Source organism: Thermosynechococcus sp. HY596 (assembly GCF_030518715.1).
Taxonomy (GTDB): Bacteria; Cyanobacteriota; Cyanobacteriia; order Thermosynechococcales; family Thermosynechococcaceae; genus Thermosynechococcus.
On sequence record NZ_CP130346.1, the window covers coordinates 2,093,642 to 2,112,231 of the forward strand.

Here is an 18,590-nt window from a genome sequence, read left to right on the forward strand (position 1 = left end):
CCTTGAACCTCAGCGTGGATCAATGGCAATTTCCACTTGCATATTTGTTAGACCCGCCACCGGCTCACTGTTGTCAAGGCGAATTTTCACTTCCACAACCCGCGCATCCGTTTTGGCGGCTGGATCCGTATCAGTCACGTCATTCTTGGCCACCACCAGCCCTACTTGCGCCACACGGCCACTAAGCGGCGCGCTGAGGGCACTGCTGCGAATTTCAGCGGGCTGTCCTACACGAACCCGAGGCACATCGGTCTCATACACCTCAGCAACGGCATACATTTGGTCGGTATTCCCCAATTCAAGAATCCCCCGTTCATTGATAGTTTCGCCAGCACGGGTGTGAATCCGCAGCACCCGACCATTGCGGGGGGCGCGAATAATGGTGCGCTCAAGGCGGGCTTCTGCCAGCTGCAGATTGCGCTCTGCTGAGAGGAGCTGCACTTGGGTTTGTACCCGTCCCAGATTGGCTTGGGCGGCTTCGATCTGAGCAGTGGCGGTGGCAAGTTCCGTACGCCGTTCCTCCTGTAGGCGAACAAGGTTGGCTTGGGCGTTGCGCAGTTCTTCCTGTAAGCTCCGGACGCGAACTGTGCGATCGTCGAGATCCTGTTGCGACACTGCCCCATCGGCAAAGAGTTGGGCAAAGCGCTGGTACTCGCGATTGGCGGTCTCTAATTCCGCTTGAATGCGTTGAATTGTGGCCTGCTGGGCTTGAATGGCGGCAATGGCCGGTTCATTGGCGCGATCGCGACGGCGTTCGGCTTCGGCAATTTGAGCAACAGCTAGGCGGGTTTCGGCCTCATAGCGTAGGCGGGCTTCCTGCAACTGACTGGCCGCCAAGTCCCGTTCGGCTTTGCGTTCCGGGTAGGTATCTAAATAGGCAAGGGGTTGACCGGCAACCACGCGATCGCCTTCGCGCACTAACAACTGTCCCAATCGCTCCGTCATCGAGGGGGCACTCACCGCCACCACTTCCCCTTCCGGTTCGAGTCGGCCAAGGGCGGTAATGCGATCGCTCATGGGATTGGCAAGGGCTGCCTGAATTGCCTGTTCTTCATTGACCCGTTGACGCTGCTGCCAATAGTTCAAACTGAATGCCAAGCTGCCTAATCCGATGGCGATCGCCCCCCCGATCAGCCATGGACGACCAATTTTGCTGAGAAACGGCTGTCCCATGGGACGACCTCTTGAATGCAGTGCAGTCAAAAATAACAAGTGTTACCTCATCTTAATATAGACGCCCTCGGTTATTAAGGAATGCTAAGTGCTAAGCAAGTCGAGGCGGTCGCCGACCACAGGCTCGCCAAAGGGTTTGCCGTTCTTGGGGCAGAACCTCGCGCCATTCTCCGGGGGCAAGGCCACTCAATTGCAAGTTGGCGATCGCCACCCGTACCAAGCGCAGCGTAGGTAAGCCCACCGCAGCCGTCATGCGGCGGACTTGGCGATTGCGACCTTCCCGCAACGTTAGACTTAGCCAGTGGGTAGGAATAGAACGACGATAACGAATGGGTGGCTCCCTAGGGGGTAAGGAGGGTTCCTGTTCCAGTACTTGGACAACCGCAGGTCGCGTGCGATAGCCTTGGACGACAACGCCTTCGGCCAACTCAGTCAGGGCTGCGGGGTTGGGTTCACCTTCCACCTGTACCCAGTAGGTGCGCGGATGACCATAGCGGGGATCCGTCAAGCAGTGTTGCAACCAGCCATCATTGGTGAGGAGAACCAGCCCCTCGCTGTCGTAGTCGAGGCGGCCAGCGGGATAAATATCAGGAATGGGAACGTAATCTTTGAGGGTCGATCGCCCCTCTTGATCTTGAAACTGACAAAGCACCCGATAGGGCTTGTACAGGAGAATGTAGCGATGGTTCATCGTTAGGAAAAGTCTAACTGCGACGCCGTTTTACCTCAGTTTATGACCTAGTAAAGACTAGGGGGGAATGCTAACCGCAGACTTAGAAGTTTCTGGCTCGAAGACCAGTTTACTGCCGCCCACAGTGTTGATTCCCAAATGTTTTGCAATTGTAGATCACAAAACAATATTGGCAGTCACCAACGTCGCAGCCAAACCAGAGCTACTATAGCACATCTACTCTGGGGGCTGGCTTTAGATATCGAGGTTTTCTAGGGCCAACTGGGGGCCATAGGTCTCGATAAATTCGCGACGAGGTGCCACGCGATCGCCCATCAGGATGGTGAAAATGCGATCGGCCTCAGCAGCATCTTCAATTTCCACCCGTTTGAGAATGCGCGTCTCTGGGTTCATCGTCGTTTCCCACAACTGCTCAGGCATCATTTCCCCGAGACCCTTAAAGCGCTGGATCGTGTAATTGGCATTTTCCGGGAAGGCGGCAATCTGCTGCTGCAGCTCGCGATCGCTATAGCAATAGAAGTGCTGTCGCCCGCGTTCGACCTTATACAGGGGTGGGCAGGCAATATAGACAAAGCCTTGGTTAATCAATTCCTGCTGATAGCGATAGAAAAAGGTCAGCAACAAGGTGCGAATGTGGGAACCATCCACATCAGCGTCTGTATTGTGGGCACACAACCCACCGACACCGCAAATAAAGTTTTCATCCCCCTCCACTGAGAAGTCATAGACATACTCACCCACGGGTGGAATTTCCGCAACTTGCGTCACCTCTAGTGCCATTAAGTCTTCACTAATAGGGGTAAAAGCCAGTGGCTTGTGGTGGGGCGAAGCCAGATAGGCCTTCAGGGATTCACTGTGGGGATGACGCTGCCAAATGGGCCGAGCAGCTTCCAGTTGGGGTTTACCGCTCAGGGTGAGGCAATGCACTTCGTGGCGGGTTTGTACCCGTGAATTGGCAACGGCTTCTGGTTTTAGCGTTGTCCAGCTTGCTACCCAACCCAACTGACCAAACAGGTAGAGGAGGCCATCTTTGAGGGTAGGAGAAGTGGTGGTCATAGAGATGTGGCTGTGGGCGATCGCCCCATCGCCGAGGAAATACCCCTCCAAAAAGGCCAACTGTAGCTCTAGGGGCACCCGCCACACCAAGGAGGGCAGGCACTTCTCGTGGGCTTTGCCCCCCACCCCCAAGGCTTTGAGTAAACAGGCTGCCAAGACACTGTGGAAGTAGAGTTTTTGTCCTTGACTTTCAGGGTCAGCATCGCAGCGAGGAGACTCGCCAAAGAGGGTCTCAATGGTACGGCAGAGTTCAGGGATAAAGGGCTGTTTTTTTCGCCCTAAGCTGAGGCTAACTTGATGTTGACTCAGGCTTCCCTCGGCTACATACCAACCTAAAAACCACAGTAACTCCCGATTAACCTCTAAATATCGGCCAAAAGCTTTGTTATGGTGGGCACGGGGCACGAGTTGCACATCCCCAGTGAGGCACTCTAGTTCCGCAAGGGTAAAGCTATCGAGGGGCTGATAACCGCTGATTTGGCGGTAGGGGGCATTTTTGCTGTCGTCACTTTGATGCTGAATCCTCTCAAGCCGCGACGGTAACGTTTGGTATTGGAGTGGGTAATGCCACTGAATGGCCTCGAGGTAATTGAGGAAGTGTTTCAGTGTGGGCGTGGTTTGACCCCGTTCCCATTGGGAAATGATGATGGCCTGTTTGACCCCCACTTGGGCAGCAACGGCCTGTTGACTGAGCCCTTGGACGTGACGCGCTTGCCGTAGGGGTTCCCACAGCTGGGGATCATAGGCAACACGCGGTTCTTGCCCCTCCGAGGAGCACTCGACCCGTGCTAGGAGTTGTTGGTCACACAGGGCTTTGACACCTTCCCCCTTGAGATACAGTCCCTCCGTCAGACCCGCTTGGTAAAACAAGTGCAGCAGATCAATGCGCTCAACAATTGGGAGACGCGGTAAGCGGCGACTGGCAACAAGGCGATCGCCCACTTGAATCTCATTTCCTTTTTTCAACTTGATCTGACCGTCTTCATAAACATAGACACTGTGGGAGGCCGTCACCTTAATGGAGCGATGGTAGCGGGTTTGAATTGCATACATTGGCTCTTCATGGGAATGGCGAATCACTGCCTTCAGGGGTTGAAAGCGAGTCTGACCCGTCTTGGGATCAAAGGACATCACCTGATAGTGCTCAGCAATCCGTTGCCCCTCAATGCACTGATCAATAAACTCGCCAATTTTGACCAATTCCACCTGCCCGTAGGCATTCCTGACAAGGGTGGGTTCATCCCCGGCCACACTCATAATAATGATGCGGTGATAGCGCAACTTGGCAGGGTCAAACTCCTCTCCCTTTACGCCTAAACCAAGGGCAGTAATTAAAGACTGTACCTCGTTATTCTTGTAAATTTTGGCATCATCGGTTTTTTCAATGTTGAGAATCTTGCCCCGCAGCGGCAAAATCGCTTGGAAGCGGCGATCGCGCCCTTGCTTGGCACTGTTGTGAACAAAAACGCCACTAGCCAGCGCAAAGTTATGGGTTCCCGGCACTTCTAAATCGTAAACATCAATCTTTTCACCCATAACCTCAATTGAGACAATGCGATGGTTATAGTTTTTGATTGCTTCTAAGGCACGATTTGAATCGCCATCAAAGTACCGATTACAGAAAGTTTTAAAGCGTAAGAGCGACTTATCACGTGTTTGGCAACGATATTCGCGATAAGACTCTAAATCAATATTAGCTTGTTCTAACTCAATTTTCTTTAGGGCTTTAATTGTCTTGTCAAAGTAGGTCTTTGATAGTGCTTCTTTCCGCTTCTGACGGCACTTCTCCTTAACTTCAGGATGATCTAAGGTTTTATCAATGTGCTGGCGATGAAGTTCAAGATGTGCATCAGCAGACAGACGAATCAGATTCGTGGGATTATTGTTTCGCTTGTTGAAGTCAACATGATGACAATGCTCACCACTTTCTAAGGCGTATTTTTCTTGCCAGCGGTTATACCAATCTGCAAGCATGTGGGTAAACAGCCAAGAATTTGATCGAGGATCCCAAACCCTTTCGTAGCCATCGATCGTAATTCCCGAATCAGCGCTGCTAGATGCTTTTCGATAAAGTGGCATTAGGGAATCATCGGGAGTTAACGCCTGTGCCTCTTTATACTCACCATTGCGGAGCATGAAACGGTGATCGGGGGTGCAGATAATCACCTCGCCGTTGTCAAGGGTGAGCTTAATGACTTCAGCATTTGTTTTAGTTTTGCGGACGTTGACCAGTCGCTCAATACCAATCGTGCCATCGTGGCGAACTGTGTAGCCAAAATGCTCCTTGCCTACCGCTTGTTCTGCCATTAACTCCACAAAACTGAGGCAACGGCCATCGGCGAGAGCCACCTTTGTATCACCAGCAAAGCAGCCACCGGCAGAATCACCTTCGACAATGAAAATTTCCGAGACAGCGGGATCCCGTGAACTGCAATCCGCCAATTTCCCCGGCAGCGTCGAAGACTCCAGCACCGACTTGCGCCGTACCATTTCCCGTGCCCGCCGCGCCGCTTCAGCCGCATTAAAGGCTTGGATGGCTTTTTCCAAAATCGTGTCGGTGACGGTCGGATGAAAGTCAAGGTATTCCGTTAGGGCTTCGCCCACAATGGCATCCACAATGCCGCGTACTTCGGTATTGCCCAGCTTGGTTTTTGTTTGCCCTTCAAATTCGGGGTTGGGTACCTTGACGGAAATGATCGCTGTCAGGCCTTCGCGAATGTTTTCCCCCGCCAAATTGGCATCCCCCTCCTTGAGTTTATTGCGCTTGCGGCCAAGGGCATTGAGGGTCCGCGTTAGGACTGCCTTTAGCCCCTCCATGTGGGTACCGCCATCAATGGTGCGGATATTATTGGCAAAGCCTAGCAGGTTTTCACTGTAGGCATCGGCACACCACTGTAGGGCTGCTTCCACCTGCACATCGTTTTTTTCCCCCTGAATGTAGATGATCTCTGGGTGAAGGGGTTCCTTTTCCTGCACCATGTAGCGGACATATTCACGGATACCGCCTTCATAGCAGTAGGTTTCACTCAAGGGGGGCGTAACGCGCAAATCCTTGAAATCAATACGAATGCCGGCATTGAGATAGGCCAGTTCCCGCAGCCGTGTCATCAGCACCTTGGCGTCAAATTCAATCGTTTCTGTGAAAATCTGGCGATCAGGAAAGAAGGTCACTGAGGTACCCCGCCGTTCCTCACTATCGGGGGTCTTTTCGAGGGGAGTAATGGGAACCCCCCGTTCATAGCGCTGATGATGGACAAAACCATTACGCCAGACCGTCACTTCTAGCCATTCCGAGAGGGCGTTGACCACAGAGACACCCACACCGTGCAACCCCCCTGAGACTTTGTAGCCACCATCGCCAAACTTGCCCCCGGCGTGGAGCACCGTCATCACCGTCTCAACCCCAGAGACGCCGGTATCGGGGTGAATATCCGTTGGAATCCCGCGCCCATTGTCGGTGACCGTGACGGAGCCATCAGCATTGATCTGAACTAGAATGGTGGAACAGTATCCTGCTAAGGCTTCATCAACGGAGTTGTCCACGACTTCATAAACCAAGTGGTGGAGTCCCTTGGGGCCAGTGCTGCCGATGTACATCCCCGGTCGGGTTCGTACGGGTTCAAGGCCTTTGAGCACCCGCAACTGGGCAGAGGAATACTCGGCGGTCATGGCAACTCCCTAACTGCTATAGAATCGAGGCAAATGCGTCTTCACTTGCCTAAATGTCAAATCTGACCTAAATTTTAGCACATAAGGGTTATAGGCGATTCTAGGAAATTTTCAGGCTGTATTTGAGTGGGGGATGCAGGGCTAATTGTTATTGGGGGGGCAACGGCCACCGGCAAAACGGCACTGGCGATCGCCCTCGCGCAGCAATTGAACAGTGTGATTTTGAGTGCCGACTCCCGCCAAGTCTATCGCGGCTTTGATGTTGGCACCGCCAAGCCCACCCCCGCCCAACAACGCCAAGTGCGCCACCACCTCATTGATATTTGTGACCCCCGCGATACTCTGACCCTGGCCATTTATCAAGCCAAAGCCCAAGCCCTCATTGCCCACTACCATGCCCAAGGGATCACGCCCCTCTTGGTGGGGGGGACAGGATTGTACATCCGCAGTATTACCCAAGGGCTAACGATGCCCCAAGTCCCACCGCAACCACATCTACGGGCACAGTTGATGGCTCTAGGTCAGCAGGAATGCTATCAATGGCTTCAGCAGGTGGATCCTGTGGCGGCGCAACGCATCCATGCCCACGATCACGTGCGTACCCTGCGGGCTTTGGAAGTCTATTACGTAACGGGGGTACCCCTCAGCCAGCAGCAGCGGCGCGAACCGCCTCCCTATCCGATTTGGTACTTTGCCCTAGCGGGGGGCGATCGCCAGCAACAGCGCCGCCGCATTCAAGAGCGCACCCAGCAAATGCTGGCCATGGGATGGTTGGATGAAATTCGGCAACTGCAAGCGCAGTACGGTGATGAACTGCCCCTATTAGATACACTGGGCTATCGCGAGATGCGCCAATATCTGCGGGGAGAACTCACCCTTGAGGCGGCGATTGCGCTCACGGTACAGCACACCCAACAATTTGCCAAACGACAGCGGACATGGTTTCGGGCAGAACCCGGCATCCATTGGCTGCAAGCCACCACCCTAGAGGAGCAACTAGCAGAGATTCAAGCACAACTGGGAATATAGCCCAGCACCACCTCAACAAAGCGGCGGATCAACTGATTGGCGTAGGGGGTAGGACGGGCTGTTTGCTTGAGTTTTTCCAGTTCGGCAGTGCCCAATTGATAGCGATCGCAATAACGGCTAATGCGGGCAATCAGGTCGCGATCGTCCACCTCCGGATGAAACTGAAAGGCGTAGAAGGGTTTACCCTCCAAGCGAAAGGCATGGTAGGGACACAACTCACTGTAGGCCAGTAAGGTCGCTCCCGCTGGCAGGGTCAAGGCGCGCTCCTGGTGTCCAGAAATCGCCAAAAAAGGATTGGGAAAGCCGGCAAATAGTGGATCAGCAACTCCCAAAGGCGTGAGATACAAAGGGTAGGTGCCCATTTCCATCCCCTGCCGATCCACAATCACCTGCCCTCCCAAGGCCTGCACTGCCAATTGAAAGCCAAAACAGGAGGCCAACACGGGGATCTCCTGCTCAATACAGGCCAAAATTAAGTCCATTGCCGGCGGTACAAAGCGATAGATCTCTGGCTTGAGCACTGTGGCATCACTGGAGCCACCGATAAAAAGGGCATCAAAGCCTTGAATACAGTCGGGGGTAAAGTCAGCACACTCAAAGCCATTGAGCACTGTAAATTGCTCGGCGGCCAAACCGCTCAGGCGGATAAATTCTGCCAATTCCTCCTGCTGCGTAGTGCGATCGCCCCGTGCCTGAAGCAGTAGAATCCGTAGAGACTTCACCGTTCTCTAGCGTTTAGAAATCTCAATGGGCTGAGGGGTCGGTGGACGTTGGGTGTCCACGAAACTAAACACAAGGGACGTTTCAAAAAGTCCCACGATTTGCTTGAGGGTTGGCTGCATCCGTGTTTTGCCCGTCATGCCATAGGCCACAGCAAGGCCACAGGCGCCCTCAAGGTCATTGACCTCCTTGATCCAATCGAGGAGCAGCGGACCACTTTCGGGGTCAAAGGTATCCAAAAGCCAAAGATGGTTGGCATTGGTTTGGGCAAGGAGCATGACTATTTGCTCGGAACCTGAGAGGGGAAAGACCGTTAGATGGTGAATGCCGCCCTCCTCAGCAATTTTGGCGGCGAGCGCCGCCGCTGCGGCTTTTTTGGTTTGAATCGTCAACACGGGATAGCCCTCAAACGCCTCGGGAATCTCCCCCCGTTGATGGTAAGAGACGGCTGCTTGTAATTCCTGTAGCTTTTTCGGCGGAAACAACTTAAAGAGGATATAGGCCTCCCCCGGAATTGCTTCCGTATCAATGGGAATCTGGTGCTGTGATTTGCTCTCCTCAGGGTCACCATTGATTTCTGCCATCATCGCTGGCACTGTTGCCACGTGCACCTGATAACTAAGGGCAGAATGGCGGGGTGAAGGAATCTTGAACCTCAGGTCTAGTTCAGGGCACTCCTCCTTCTCAAACTGTTTCTTGGTCTTTTTCCAGAATTTGATCAGCGCCTCGATCGCCACATAGACCATTTCCGCTTCCTCAGGGGCATAAAAGGGTCGCATTCCCTCCAAAGGATGGATGACACCCGGTTCAATGGTGTAAAGATGCCCCTTGAGGACAAAAGAGAGATCATTGCCTAAATCCTCTTCGCCAACCTCGGAAAAATTCAAGAAGAGACAATCGTTGCGCAGAACCGTTTCCTCTAAACGCTCATCATCGTCTTCGTCAATGTAGGGATACTCGTGATCAATCTGCTGCCAAAAGTTGCGTAGTGCCTCCTCCCCGCGGTAGAGCATCAGACCAAAGTCACGGTTGGCTCCTTGGGGGTTCACCAGTACTGCAAAGAGGGTGGGAGAGTCCCAAGCGTCGCAGTGGAGTTTAAGGGGGGTAAGACTGTCTAGGCGCCGCCAGATGTCCAGTTGAGCAAATTCCCTAATTTTCTGTGTGTAGAGGGAAACATATTCAGGGGGGAGCACCTCGATATCTACATCATCACTGGTGACTTCCGCCGCAATGAATTCAAAAAATTCATCCAGCAGGGGAATGTGGGCTTGATACTCCACCTGAATATCGAGGGGAGCCACCACACCGCGCAGAAAAAATTGCAACTCGCGGTCATCAACGATGATGGTGTGGGGACGGCAGGGCTGAGCTTGGGGATGGCGGGGATATTCGATCGCCTGCACCAAGAGCCGCATGAGTTGCTCTGGGGTGGGGGGAAACTGACCCACCTCCATGCTGCGTACCCCCTGATCCTTGGGATCGAGCCAAGCCGCACAAAAGACTTCCTCGCTGCTGTCGAGTCTGCGGCCACCACCCACCCAAGTGGCGGCAACTTGCGGTACATTCAACAGACGACGGATGGTCGCAGCGGGTAGGCTCACAGGGCGATCGCTCTCAATTCGATAACCTTTCCACTCTAGCAAATGACGCAAATGGGTCGCACTAAGTATTTATTGGGGTTTGATCCAGGGCGGGACAAGTGTGGGTTAGCCCTTGCCCTCGGTCAAGAAGTGGTGCGCTATGAAGTGGTGGCCAGCGATCGCGCGATCGCCCGTGTCCAAGAGTGGCATCAAGCCTACCCATTTGAACAAGTGATTATGGGCAATCAAACCACCTCTCGCCAGTGGCAGCAGCAATTGCAAGCGGCTTTGGCTGTAGAAATTATTCCAGTGGATGAGCGCAATAGCACCCTAGACGCCCGCGATCGCTATTGGCAACTCTTTCCGCCCCACGGTTGGCAGCGGCTGATTCCCAAGGGGTTGCGCCTGCCCCCCCGACCCATTGATGATATTGTCGCCATTGTGCTGTTGGAACGCTACTGTGGTTATCCCCTACTGCTCAGTCAGAGGCAATAAACTTTATAATTGTCAGGTTATGGTACAGCACGGCAGCCGTGGAGAAAGGCACCCTCATTGAATTTCGGGTCAATAACCAGCGTCGCTTGGCGGTGATCGATCGCCCCGAAGGTAAAAAGCATTGGATTGCCATTGATCAGCATTTGCAAGCCCACACCATTCATCCGCGCCAACTGACCTTTACGGTGCCCGAGGAGCGGTTTCGTCCCCAAGAGATTCCCACATTTTGGCAGCAGGTGCAGCCGCTCTTGGATGCCGACAGTTTAGAAGTGGCTTGGGAAATTATCCGCGAGGAAAACCGCGCCATTACGCCAGCGGATCTAGCAGAGCTGCTTTTTTCGGAGCGATCGGCGGTGGCCTGCTATGCGGCCTACTATCTCCTTAGTGAGGATCGTTTCTACTTCAAGCTCAAGGGGGAAACCTACGAGGCTCGACCGGCTGCCCAAGTGGCAGAACTCAAACATCAAAGGGAGCGGGAAGCCCAACGCTTGGCGGAGGAAGTCAGCTTCCGTGAACATTTGACCCAAGCCCTGAAGGGGGAAACTGTGGCGTGGTCTGCCAGTGATCGCAAGCGCCTTGAGCAGTTAGAACGTTATGCTATAGCCATTGAACCCAGTGGCCAACACCAAGCAGCCATTGACCTCCTCAGTGAATTGCAGCGTCCCACCCAACCCTTGGGCGCTTTCCAACTGTTGGTGGATCTCGGCCTCTGGTCAGAGCACGAAAATCTGTTCCTGCGCCGTAGTCAAATTGACGTTGAATTCTCTGCCAAGGTACTTGCTGTGGCCCATGAACGCCTCACCTCACCCCCCACAGATATTGACGCTCCCCTGCGCCGCGATCTCACCCATCTCAAGGTCTATACCATTGACGACGAAAGTACCCAAGAAATTGACGATGGCCTCAGCCTCGAAGTCGTGGGCGATCGCCAAAAGCTGTGGATCCACATTGCCGATCCCACCCGCTGGGTGATGGTGGATGATGTCTTGGATCAGGAGGCTCGCCGCCGCGCCACAACGGTCTATCTGCCGACGGGGATGATTCCCATGTTTCCCACGGAGTTGGCCACAGGACCGATGAGTTTGGTTGCGGGACAAACCTGTTGTGCCCTGAGTTTTGGCATTCTTTTAGCCGACAACGGCGAAGTGCTGGAGTACGAAATTTGCCCCAGTTGGATTCGCCCCACCTATCGCCTGAGCTATGACGATGTGGACATGATTTTGGAGCAGGGGGTGACCGGGGAAGCGGATCTGCTGGCGATCGCCCAATGGGGACAGCGGCGTAGTGAGTGGCGGCAACAACGGGGAGCGATTCGCATTCATATCCCTGAACCCAACATTAAAGTGGCTGGTGAAGAGGTGGAAATCTCGCCCCTCCATGACTCCCCCGCCCGCCAACTGGTGGCAGAAATGATGATTCTTGCCGGTGAAGTAGCCGCCCATTTTGGCGCCCGTGAGGGCATCCCTCTGCCCTTTCGCAGTCAATCACCGCCAGAACTGCCCTCAGAGGAGGAATTGTTGCAACTGCCCGCTGGAATGGTGCGGGACTGTGCCATTCGTCGTTGTATGCCCCGCAGTGAAATGAGCACCCAACCCAATCCCCATGCCAGCCTTGGCCTTGATGCCTACTGCCAAGTGACTTCCCCCATTCGCCGCTACACGGATTTGCTGGCGCACCGTCAGATTAAAGCCCACCTCCGCGGGGAAACCCCACCCCTCACACCCGAGCAACTGAATGAAATTTTATTGGGGCTGGTGTCGTCAGTTCAGGAGTCCTCCCTTGTGGAGCGGCAGACCAACCGCTATTGGTGCTTGGAATACCTGCGGCGGCATCGCGAAGAGGTGTGGCGGGGCATTTTACTGCGTTGGTTGCGTCCTGAGGAGGGGCTGGGGCTGGTTCTGCTGGAGGATTTGGGGGTAGAACTGGCAATGCGCTTTCAACGGCAGGCCAATTTGGGAGAGTGTGTGTTGGTGCGGGTGAGTCGTGTTGATCCCCGCAGTGATCAAATTTGGCTGGAGGAAGTGCCTGCTGAGGCACCGATGCCCACAGAAACCGTTGCATTATCCTGAAAGCATGAAAAAGTGGCAGTGTATGCAGGGGTGTGGTGCCTGCTGTTACCTTGAGTTGAGCGATCGCTCAGAGGTGCCCACCATTCTCAATGCAGAGGAATTTGCCCTCTACCAATCCCTCATTGGTGCCGATGGCTGGTGTATTCACTTTGACCCCCTCAGTCACCGCTGTCGTATCTACGAGAATCGCCCCCGCTTTTGCCGCGTCACCCCAGAGGTGTTTGAGGACTTGTACGGCGTCACGTCCGAGGAACTCGATGAATTTGCCATTCAGTGCTGCTGTGAACACATTCGCGATCGCTACGGTGAGCGGAGTTTTGAACTGCTGCGCTATGAATATCTGGTGGGTCAGGGCGTAGATTCCCCACAGGGGGAGGAGGCTCCCTAGGGCTGTCCTTTGTGAACGGACACCTATAATGACAGCAAATGACAACAGTTGTGTGCAGCCAGAGCCTATGGATGACTATCGGATGCGGGTGAACTTGGTCGAAGGCTCGGTGAGTTTTCGCTTCTCTCGGACAGCCGCAGAGGCCCTACGGCAACAGATTCAGGCTTTAATGGAACGGATGCGGGCGATCGCCACCGCCAAAACCGCAGGGACTCCTCTGCCTCCCCAAGCGGCCATGGAATACCAACACGTGGGTGAAGTCTTTTTTGAAGTATTTTGCAACCCGAATATCTGGGCTAACCCCTACGCCGCTAAAGTCCTCTTGACGGTACGTGATGACCGCATTCGCTTAACCACTGAAGCAGAGCTAAATCGTCTCGTGGAAGACCTCAACCAGTTTCTCGAAAGCGCTCCCCCCTAGGGGGACAACATCTGTTAGGTTGAGGATATGGTTACTCTTCCTAAAGCTGGCCGCTCTGGCCGTTTTCGTCGCCTCTTGGCCTATCTGCGTCCTCACCAAACAAAAATTTGGGGGGGGATTGTTGCGCTTTTTATCGTCAACCTTTTGGGCACCTATTTGCCCCTGCTCATTGGTACTGCGGTTGATGAATTGCAGGCCAAGTTTGACTTTCAGCGGGTGGTGTTCTATGCCCTGCTGCTGATTGGTTTAGCCTCGTTGATGTGGCTCATTCGCATGGCCTCGCGCCTCTGGATCTTTGGTGCTGGGCGATTGGTGGAATTTGACCTCAAGCAACGGCTCTTTGAACATCTGCTGCGTTTAGAACCCAGTTACTTTGCGGAGAATACCCCCGGAGATCTCATTAGCCGTGCCACCAGTGATGTGGATAATATTCGCCGTCTGGTGGGTTTTGGCCTTTTGAATGCGGCGAACACCGTGTTTGCCTACGGTATGACGCTGCCCGTGATGTTAGCCATTCATCCGGGCTTGAGTTTGGGGGCGATCGCTGTCTATCCAGCGGTTCTTTTTATTGTCCAAACCTTTAGCGATCGCCTGCGGGCAGAACAACTGGACGTGCAACAAAGCCTCGCGGAACTCAGCGATCTCATCCAAGAGGACATGAGTGGCATTGCCCTGATTAAAATCTATGGCCAAGAGGCCAACGAGCAACGCCAGTTTGACCAGCTAAATCAAGACTTACTCCGCAATAACTTGGTTTTGGCCAAAACCCGCAACATTCTCTTTCCCCTCTTGGGGGGGATGGTCAGCTTTAGTTTGCTGATTTTGCTGTGGTTTGGTAGCCGCATGATTGCTGCCAATACGATTCAAGTGGGGGATTTTATTGCCCTGCTGCTGTACATTGAGCGGCTGATTTTCCCGACGGCATTATTGGGATTTACGATTACCACCTACCAACGGGGTGAAGTGAGCATTGACCGGATTGAGGCCATTTTAAGTGTGGAACCCCGCATTACAGATGCGCCAAATGCCGTTGCCTTACCCCGCGATCGCGTTCAGGGGCACCTGCGTTGTCAAAATCTAACTTTTACATACCCCAATCGCCGCACCCCTGCCCTCAATCACCTCAGCTTTGAAATTCAAGCGGGGGAAATGGTGGCGATCGTCGGCCCCATTGGCTGCGGCAAATCCACCTTGGCCAGTGCCCTGCCCCGTTTATTGGAGATTGCCCCGAATCAGATTTTTCTGGATGGCATTGACATTACGCGCTTGCACCTTGGCGACTTACGGGCAGCGATCGCCTACGTGCCCCAAGAAAGCTTTCTCTTTAGCACCACAATCAAAAACAACATTCGCTACGGCGAACCCGATGCCACGGAGTTAAAGGTGATTGCCGCCGCCAGCCAAGCCCAAATTCACAATGAGATCCTCAACTTTCCCCAGCAGTACGACACCCTTGTGGGCGAGCGGGGCATTACCCTCTCTGGGGGACAGCGCCAACGAACCGCCTTAGCCCGTGCCCTACTGGTGGATGCACCAATTTTAGTCCTCGATGATGCCCTCGCCAGCGTTGATAACCAAACGGCTAGCCAAATTTTGCAAGCGCTGCGGCAGCAACAGCACACACGCACGGTGCTCTTTATTTCCCATCAATTGTCGGCAGCGGCAACCTGCGATCGCATTCTGGTCATGGATCAAGGGCGGATTGTTCAACAGGGTACCCATGATGAACTGGTGGCAGCAGGGGGGTTATATCAATCCCTTTGGCAGCGGTATCAGCTGGAAAGCTCCCTTGGATAACTGGATCGCCTGCTGGAGAATGCCAATTTCCCATTAGAAAGGGGCAACCCTGACGGCTACCCCTAGCTTCAGTATCATTAAGAATAGACAATATCGCTAAAAGCTAAAAGGAACTACTGCCCTGGCGTTTGCGGACTGGGGGATTCGGTTGGCGTTTGGTTATCGGTTGTACCACCGCCACCGCCACAGGCAACTAGCGTTGTCGAAAAGCCCACTAAAATTAACCCTAAGGCGGCGAGTTTGTAAAGAAATTTCATAGAACTCCTCACGGTAGATAATAGGTAAGGATTGAACAGTTCTTTTCTACCAATTCTGCTAGGGGATTGGCAACTCTGCAGCAATAATGGGTCTATAGAGAGTCCCCTCAAGAACGCAACGTCACCCTAGACAGCAACGATGACCACAGAGCGGTTACAAAAAGTCCTTGCCCACTGGGGAGTGGCCTCCCGCCGCCATGCCGAAATGCTGATCCGCAGTGGTCAGGTCTTTGTCAATGGGCAGCGGGCAAAATTGGGGGACAAAGTGGATGCGGTGCGCGATCGCATTGAATACAAAGGACAACCCCTGAACCCACCCCGCCCACCCCAACGGCTCTACCTGCTGCTCCATAAGCCCAAGGGGGTTCTCTGTACCTGTCACGATCCCCAAGGGCGCACCACCGTTTTGGATCTTTTGCCGCCTAGGTATCAGCAGGTGGCCGGTCTGCATCCTGTGGGGCGTTTAGATGCCGATTCCAGTGGGGCGCTGCTGCTTACCAATGATGGGGCTTTCACCTACTATCTCAGCCATCCCCGCCATCACATCCCCAAAACCTACCGCGTTTGGGTGCAGGGACAGCCGCCAGAAAGGGTGTTACAAAGATGGCGACAGGGTATTCCCTTGGACGGGGTGATGACGCTACCCGCAGCGGTTCAGCTCCTGCGCACCGAGGGCGATCGCTCCCTCTTGGAAATCATCCTGCACGAAGGTCGCAACCGCCAGATTCGCCGTGTGGCCGATCAGCTTGGCTATCCTGTTGTTGCCTTGCAACGGATCGCGATCGGCCCGGTTCACCTCGGCAATCTTCGCCCCAGAGCCGTTCGTCCCCTCAGCCACCGTGAATTGGCCGCCCTTGCTTATCCAGCCAACCGTGAAGGCCCAGCCTGAGAGCCAGTCATTTTGGGTGGAATATGCTGCACCGGATGATCGGGATGGGTGGCTTCCCATTCCGCAAGAAATTCCTGTGTGTCTTTGACGGGCGGTAAGGGCAAGGAGCCACCGGGACCTGCCAAGGGACGCAAACCATTCAACTCGGCTAAAATGGCAGTGCCGTTGTTAATAACCACCGCCAAAATCGGGTCAAGGGCAAAGAAGACCCCCGACAGCAGCGCACCAATATTAGGAATGGCCACGATCGCTGTATTTTGCCAGACAATCTCCATCGCCTGCTTGGCAATCCGAATAGCAAGGGTCAATCCCCGCAAGTCATCCTCCATCAGCACCACATCGGCGGTTTCACGGGCGATATCGGTTGCGCCGGCAAAGGAAATAGAGACATCGGCATAGGCAAGAGCGGCAGAGTCATTGATACCATCGCCACAGAAAGCCACGACTTTACCGCTGTCATGGAGGGCACGCACCACCTCCACTTTCTTTTCCGGGAAGGCTTCGGCGTAGATATGCTCAGGAGCAATTCCTAGATCCTTAGCAACCGCCCGGGCAACGCGGCCAATGTCACCCGTCAGCATATGGGGAGTAATGCCTGCCCCCTTGAGTTCACGGATGACTTCAGGACTTTCATTGCGGATTGGGTCACTGTAGAGAATCACCCCAATCAAGCGACCATCCCCGGCCACATAGACAATTGACGCCCGCCCAGAATCGAGATCGGGGAAACGTTCATTGAGATCAATTAGGCAAATGTTTTCCTGCTCCATCATGCGGCGGCTGCCCACCCGCAGATCCACACCCCGCACTTTTGTGGCCACACCGAGGCCAACGCGGTATTCCCAGTCTTCACAGTCAAAGAGGGGCTGATGGGTTTCGCGGGCATGGCGGACAATGGCTTCAGCCACAGGGTGGGTGAGTCCCTGCTCAGCACTGGCGGCCATACTGAGGATGTCATCGGCGCTGAAGCGCGGATCCATGACTTTAATCTCGGTAACCCCTGCATGGCCTTGGGTCAGGGTGCCAGTTTTATCAAAGACAATGGTGTCAATCTGAGCCAGTTTTTCGATCGCCCGACCACTGCGGATGAGGACGCCATGTTGAGCGGCATAGGTGAGCGCCGACAAAATCGTGGTAGGCACCGAGACCCGAATCCCTGTACCGAGGTCAAGGGTCAGCAGGGCGATCGCCCGATTGAGATCCCCTGAGAGTAAGCCAACACCTGTGCCAATGGCCAAGGTTGGAATGACGGCTTGGTTAGCCACCATGGCAGCATAGTTTTCAATGCGCGTGTCATGTACCGGTGCCGACTGCATTAAGCCGACAATCACCCCTGCCCGGGTATTGTTACCCACCCGCTCCGCTAAAATGACCAATTGGCCATCCACCAGTAGGGTCGAAGCAAAAACCTCCATCCCCTCCGTGCGCGTTACCGGTACAGACTCGCCCGTGAGTTTGCACTGATCAATCAGGCCTGTGCCCCGCAAAATAATGCCATCAACGGGAATTTGATCCCCCGGATAGACGACCACGCGATCGCCCTCCACGAGATCTTTAACTTCCACCTCCACCTCAACGCCATCCCGTTCCACAAAGGCGGTTTTGCCTAGACAGTCGAGCAAATCAAGGTTCGCCCGCTCCGATCCCCGTGCCGTGAGGTCGCGGATCACTTCCCCCCCCTCAATCAGACCCAGCATAAAGGAGGGGGCAAAATAGTGCCCTTGCATGGTGTGGAGGGAAATTGCCAAGCCATCGAGGAAGTCAATCGTTAACTGTTTTTCCTCTTGAATCGCTTCCCATGCTCGCTGAAACACCGGCATTGCCCCGGCAATCACCACACTGGCAATCACATAGCCGGGAATCGGTACCCCCATCAGGGAGGCCACACTCAACCCCAAACCCAGAGCCGGTAAGCCCAAGCGTTCCCAATAGTTAATTTCGTGAGCTTCCGCCGCAGGGGTGGCCTTCTCAGTACTTAGGGCGGGAAGATCTGGATTGGCCGCCACTTGAATCGACTCAAAAATTTGCCCTTGAATCGTTGCTAGGGCTTCCCCAAAGAGCTTGGGATTATACTCCACCACAAGGGAGCGGGCAGGGGGGTTAATGCGTGCCGTTGTCACTGCGGGTAAACTGCCCACAATGTAGAGCAGCCGTGCCCCATATTCAGCATCAAAGCCCAGCCGAGGAATGCGAATCCGAAAGCGACCCCTAATCCAATGCACAACTTGATAGTGAACGGTCTCTGTGGTGATAGGGCGGGTGAGTACTTCAGACTGCGGGGAACGACTTCGGGCAATAGTGGTCATGATGGATTCCTACGAATGGTCGGGCAAGTGAAGCTGGCTAAAAGTCTTGG

General features: G+C 54.2%; 14 protein-coding genes, 1 other RNA gene and 1 pseudogene. 7 read left to right on the forward strand and 9 right to left on the reverse strand.

Going from position 1 to position 18,590, the window contains the following annotated elements; translation table 11 throughout:
- Nucleotides 1–9 precede the first annotated feature (9 nt).
- The 5 genes and pseudogenes from QYC28_RS10330 to QYC28_RS13210 form a co-directional block, all read right to left on the reverse strand.
- Nucleotides 10–1,173, reverse strand: coding sequence for an ABC exporter membrane fusion protein (locus QYC28_RS10330; RefSeq protein WP_302679434.1), 1,164 nt, complete (start codon nucleotides 1,171–1,173; stop codon nucleotides 10–12).
- Between the two features lie 91 nt (nucleotides 1,174–1,264).
- Nucleotides 1,265–1,864, reverse strand: coding sequence for a pseudouridine synthase (locus tag QYC28_RS10335; protein ID WP_302679435.1), 600 nt, complete (start codon nucleotides 1,862–1,864; stop codon nucleotides 1,265–1,267).
- A 10-nt stretch (nucleotides 1,865–1,874) separates the two neighbouring features.
- Nucleotides 1,875–2,061, reverse strand: a non-coding RNA gene (gene ssrS / locus QYC28_RS10340) — 6S RNA.
- Between the two features lie 37 nt (nucleotides 2,062–2,098).
- Nucleotides 2,099–4,177: an LAGLIDADG family homing endonuclease gene (locus QYC28_RS13205; RefSeq protein ID WP_315863226.1), complete on the reverse strand. Its 2,079-nt coding sequence runs from the start codon at nucleotides 4,175–4,177 to the stop codon at nucleotides 2,099–2,101.
- A gap of 21 nt (nucleotides 4,178–4,198) precedes the next feature.
- Nucleotides 4,199–6,589 (reverse strand): annotated as a pseudogene (locus tag QYC28_RS13210) (ATP-binding protein); the annotation flags it as partial.
- A 126-nt stretch (nucleotides 6,590–6,715) separates the two neighbouring features.
- On the opposite strand from QYC28_RS13210, the gene miaA reads away from it, so the two are divergent.
- On the forward strand, nucleotides 6,716–7,618 hold the full coding sequence (gene miaA, locus QYC28_RS10350; RefSeq protein WP_302679437.1) for a tRNA (adenosine(37)-N6)-dimethylallyltransferase MiaA: 903 nt from the start codon (nucleotides 6,716–6,718) through the stop codon (nucleotides 7,616–7,618).
- Here the strand turns inward: miaA and QYC28_RS10355 are convergent.
- Together QYC28_RS10355 and QYC28_RS10360 are read right to left on the reverse strand one after the other, a co-directional pair.
- Nucleotides 7,597–8,340 (reverse strand): type 1 glutamine amidotransferase, encoded by a 744-nt coding sequence (locus tag QYC28_RS10355; protein ID WP_149820564.1) that lies wholly within the window; start codon nucleotides 8,338–8,340, stop codon nucleotides 7,597–7,599. The genes miaA and QYC28_RS10355 overlap by 22 nt on opposite strands.
- A 6-nt stretch (nucleotides 8,341–8,346) precedes the next feature.
- Nucleotides 8,347–9,939, reverse strand: a complete 1,593-nt coding sequence (locus QYC28_RS10360; protein WP_286625611.1) for a DUF6930 domain-containing protein — start codon at nucleotides 9,937–9,939, stop codon at nucleotides 8,347–8,349.
- A gap of 42 nt (nucleotides 9,940–9,981) precedes the next feature.
- On the opposite strand from QYC28_RS10360, the gene QYC28_RS10365 reads away from it, so the two are divergent.
- The 5 genes from QYC28_RS10365 to QYC28_RS10385 are packed head-to-tail and all read left to right on the forward strand — an operon-like array spanning nucleotide 9,982 to nucleotide 15,088.
- On the forward strand, nucleotides 9,982–10,413 hold the full coding sequence (locus tag QYC28_RS10365) for a resolvase (RefSeq protein WP_149820566.1): 432 nt from the start codon (nucleotides 9,982–9,984) through the stop codon (nucleotides 10,411–10,413).
- 38 nt (nucleotides 10,414–10,451) lie between these two features.
- Entirely contained in the window at nucleotides 10,452–12,482 is a 2,031-nt protein-coding gene (locus tag QYC28_RS10370; protein ID WP_149820568.1) for a ribonuclease catalytic domain-containing protein, read from the forward strand.
- A 4-nt stretch (nucleotides 12,483–12,486) separates the two neighbouring features.
- Nucleotides 12,487–12,870 (forward strand): YkgJ family cysteine cluster protein, encoded by a 384-nt coding sequence (locus QYC28_RS10375; protein WP_302679438.1) that lies wholly within the window; start codon nucleotides 12,487–12,489, stop codon nucleotides 12,868–12,870.
- 28 nt (nucleotides 12,871–12,898) lie between these two features.
- Entirely contained in the window at nucleotides 12,899–13,291 is a 393-nt protein-coding gene (locus tag QYC28_RS10380) for a hypothetical protein (protein WP_302679439.1), read from the forward strand.
- A gap of 27 nt (nucleotides 13,292–13,318) precedes the next feature.
- Entirely contained in the window at nucleotides 13,319–15,088 is a 1,770-nt protein-coding gene (locus tag QYC28_RS10385; RefSeq protein WP_302679440.1) for an ABC transporter ATP-binding protein, read from the forward strand.
- Nucleotides 15,089–15,201: 113 nt separating this feature from the next.
- Here QYC28_RS10385 and QYC28_RS10390 read toward each other — a convergent pair whose 3' ends face one another.
- Nucleotides 15,202–15,345, reverse strand: coding sequence for a hypothetical protein (locus QYC28_RS10390; RefSeq protein WP_302679441.1), 144 nt, complete (start codon nucleotides 15,343–15,345; stop codon nucleotides 15,202–15,204).
- Nucleotides 15,346–15,484: 139 nt separating this feature from the next.
- On the opposite strand from QYC28_RS10390, the gene QYC28_RS10395 reads away from it, so the two are divergent.
- Nucleotides 15,485–16,234 carry a pseudouridine synthase gene (locus QYC28_RS10395; protein WP_302679442.1) on the forward strand — a complete coding sequence of 250 codons (750 nt, stop codon included), beginning with the start codon at nucleotides 15,485–15,487 and terminating at the stop codon, nucleotides 16,232–16,234.
- On the opposite strand, the gene QYC28_RS10400 is transcribed toward QYC28_RS10395, so the two are convergent.
- A complete protein-coding gene (locus QYC28_RS10400) occupies nucleotides 16,204–18,540 on the reverse strand; it encodes a heavy metal translocating P-type ATPase (RefSeq protein WP_149820578.1) in 2,337 nt (778 codons plus the stop codon). The two genes, QYC28_RS10395 and QYC28_RS10400, sit on opposite strands and share 31 nt — an antisense overlap.
- Nucleotides 18,541–18,590 lie beyond the last annotated feature (50 nt).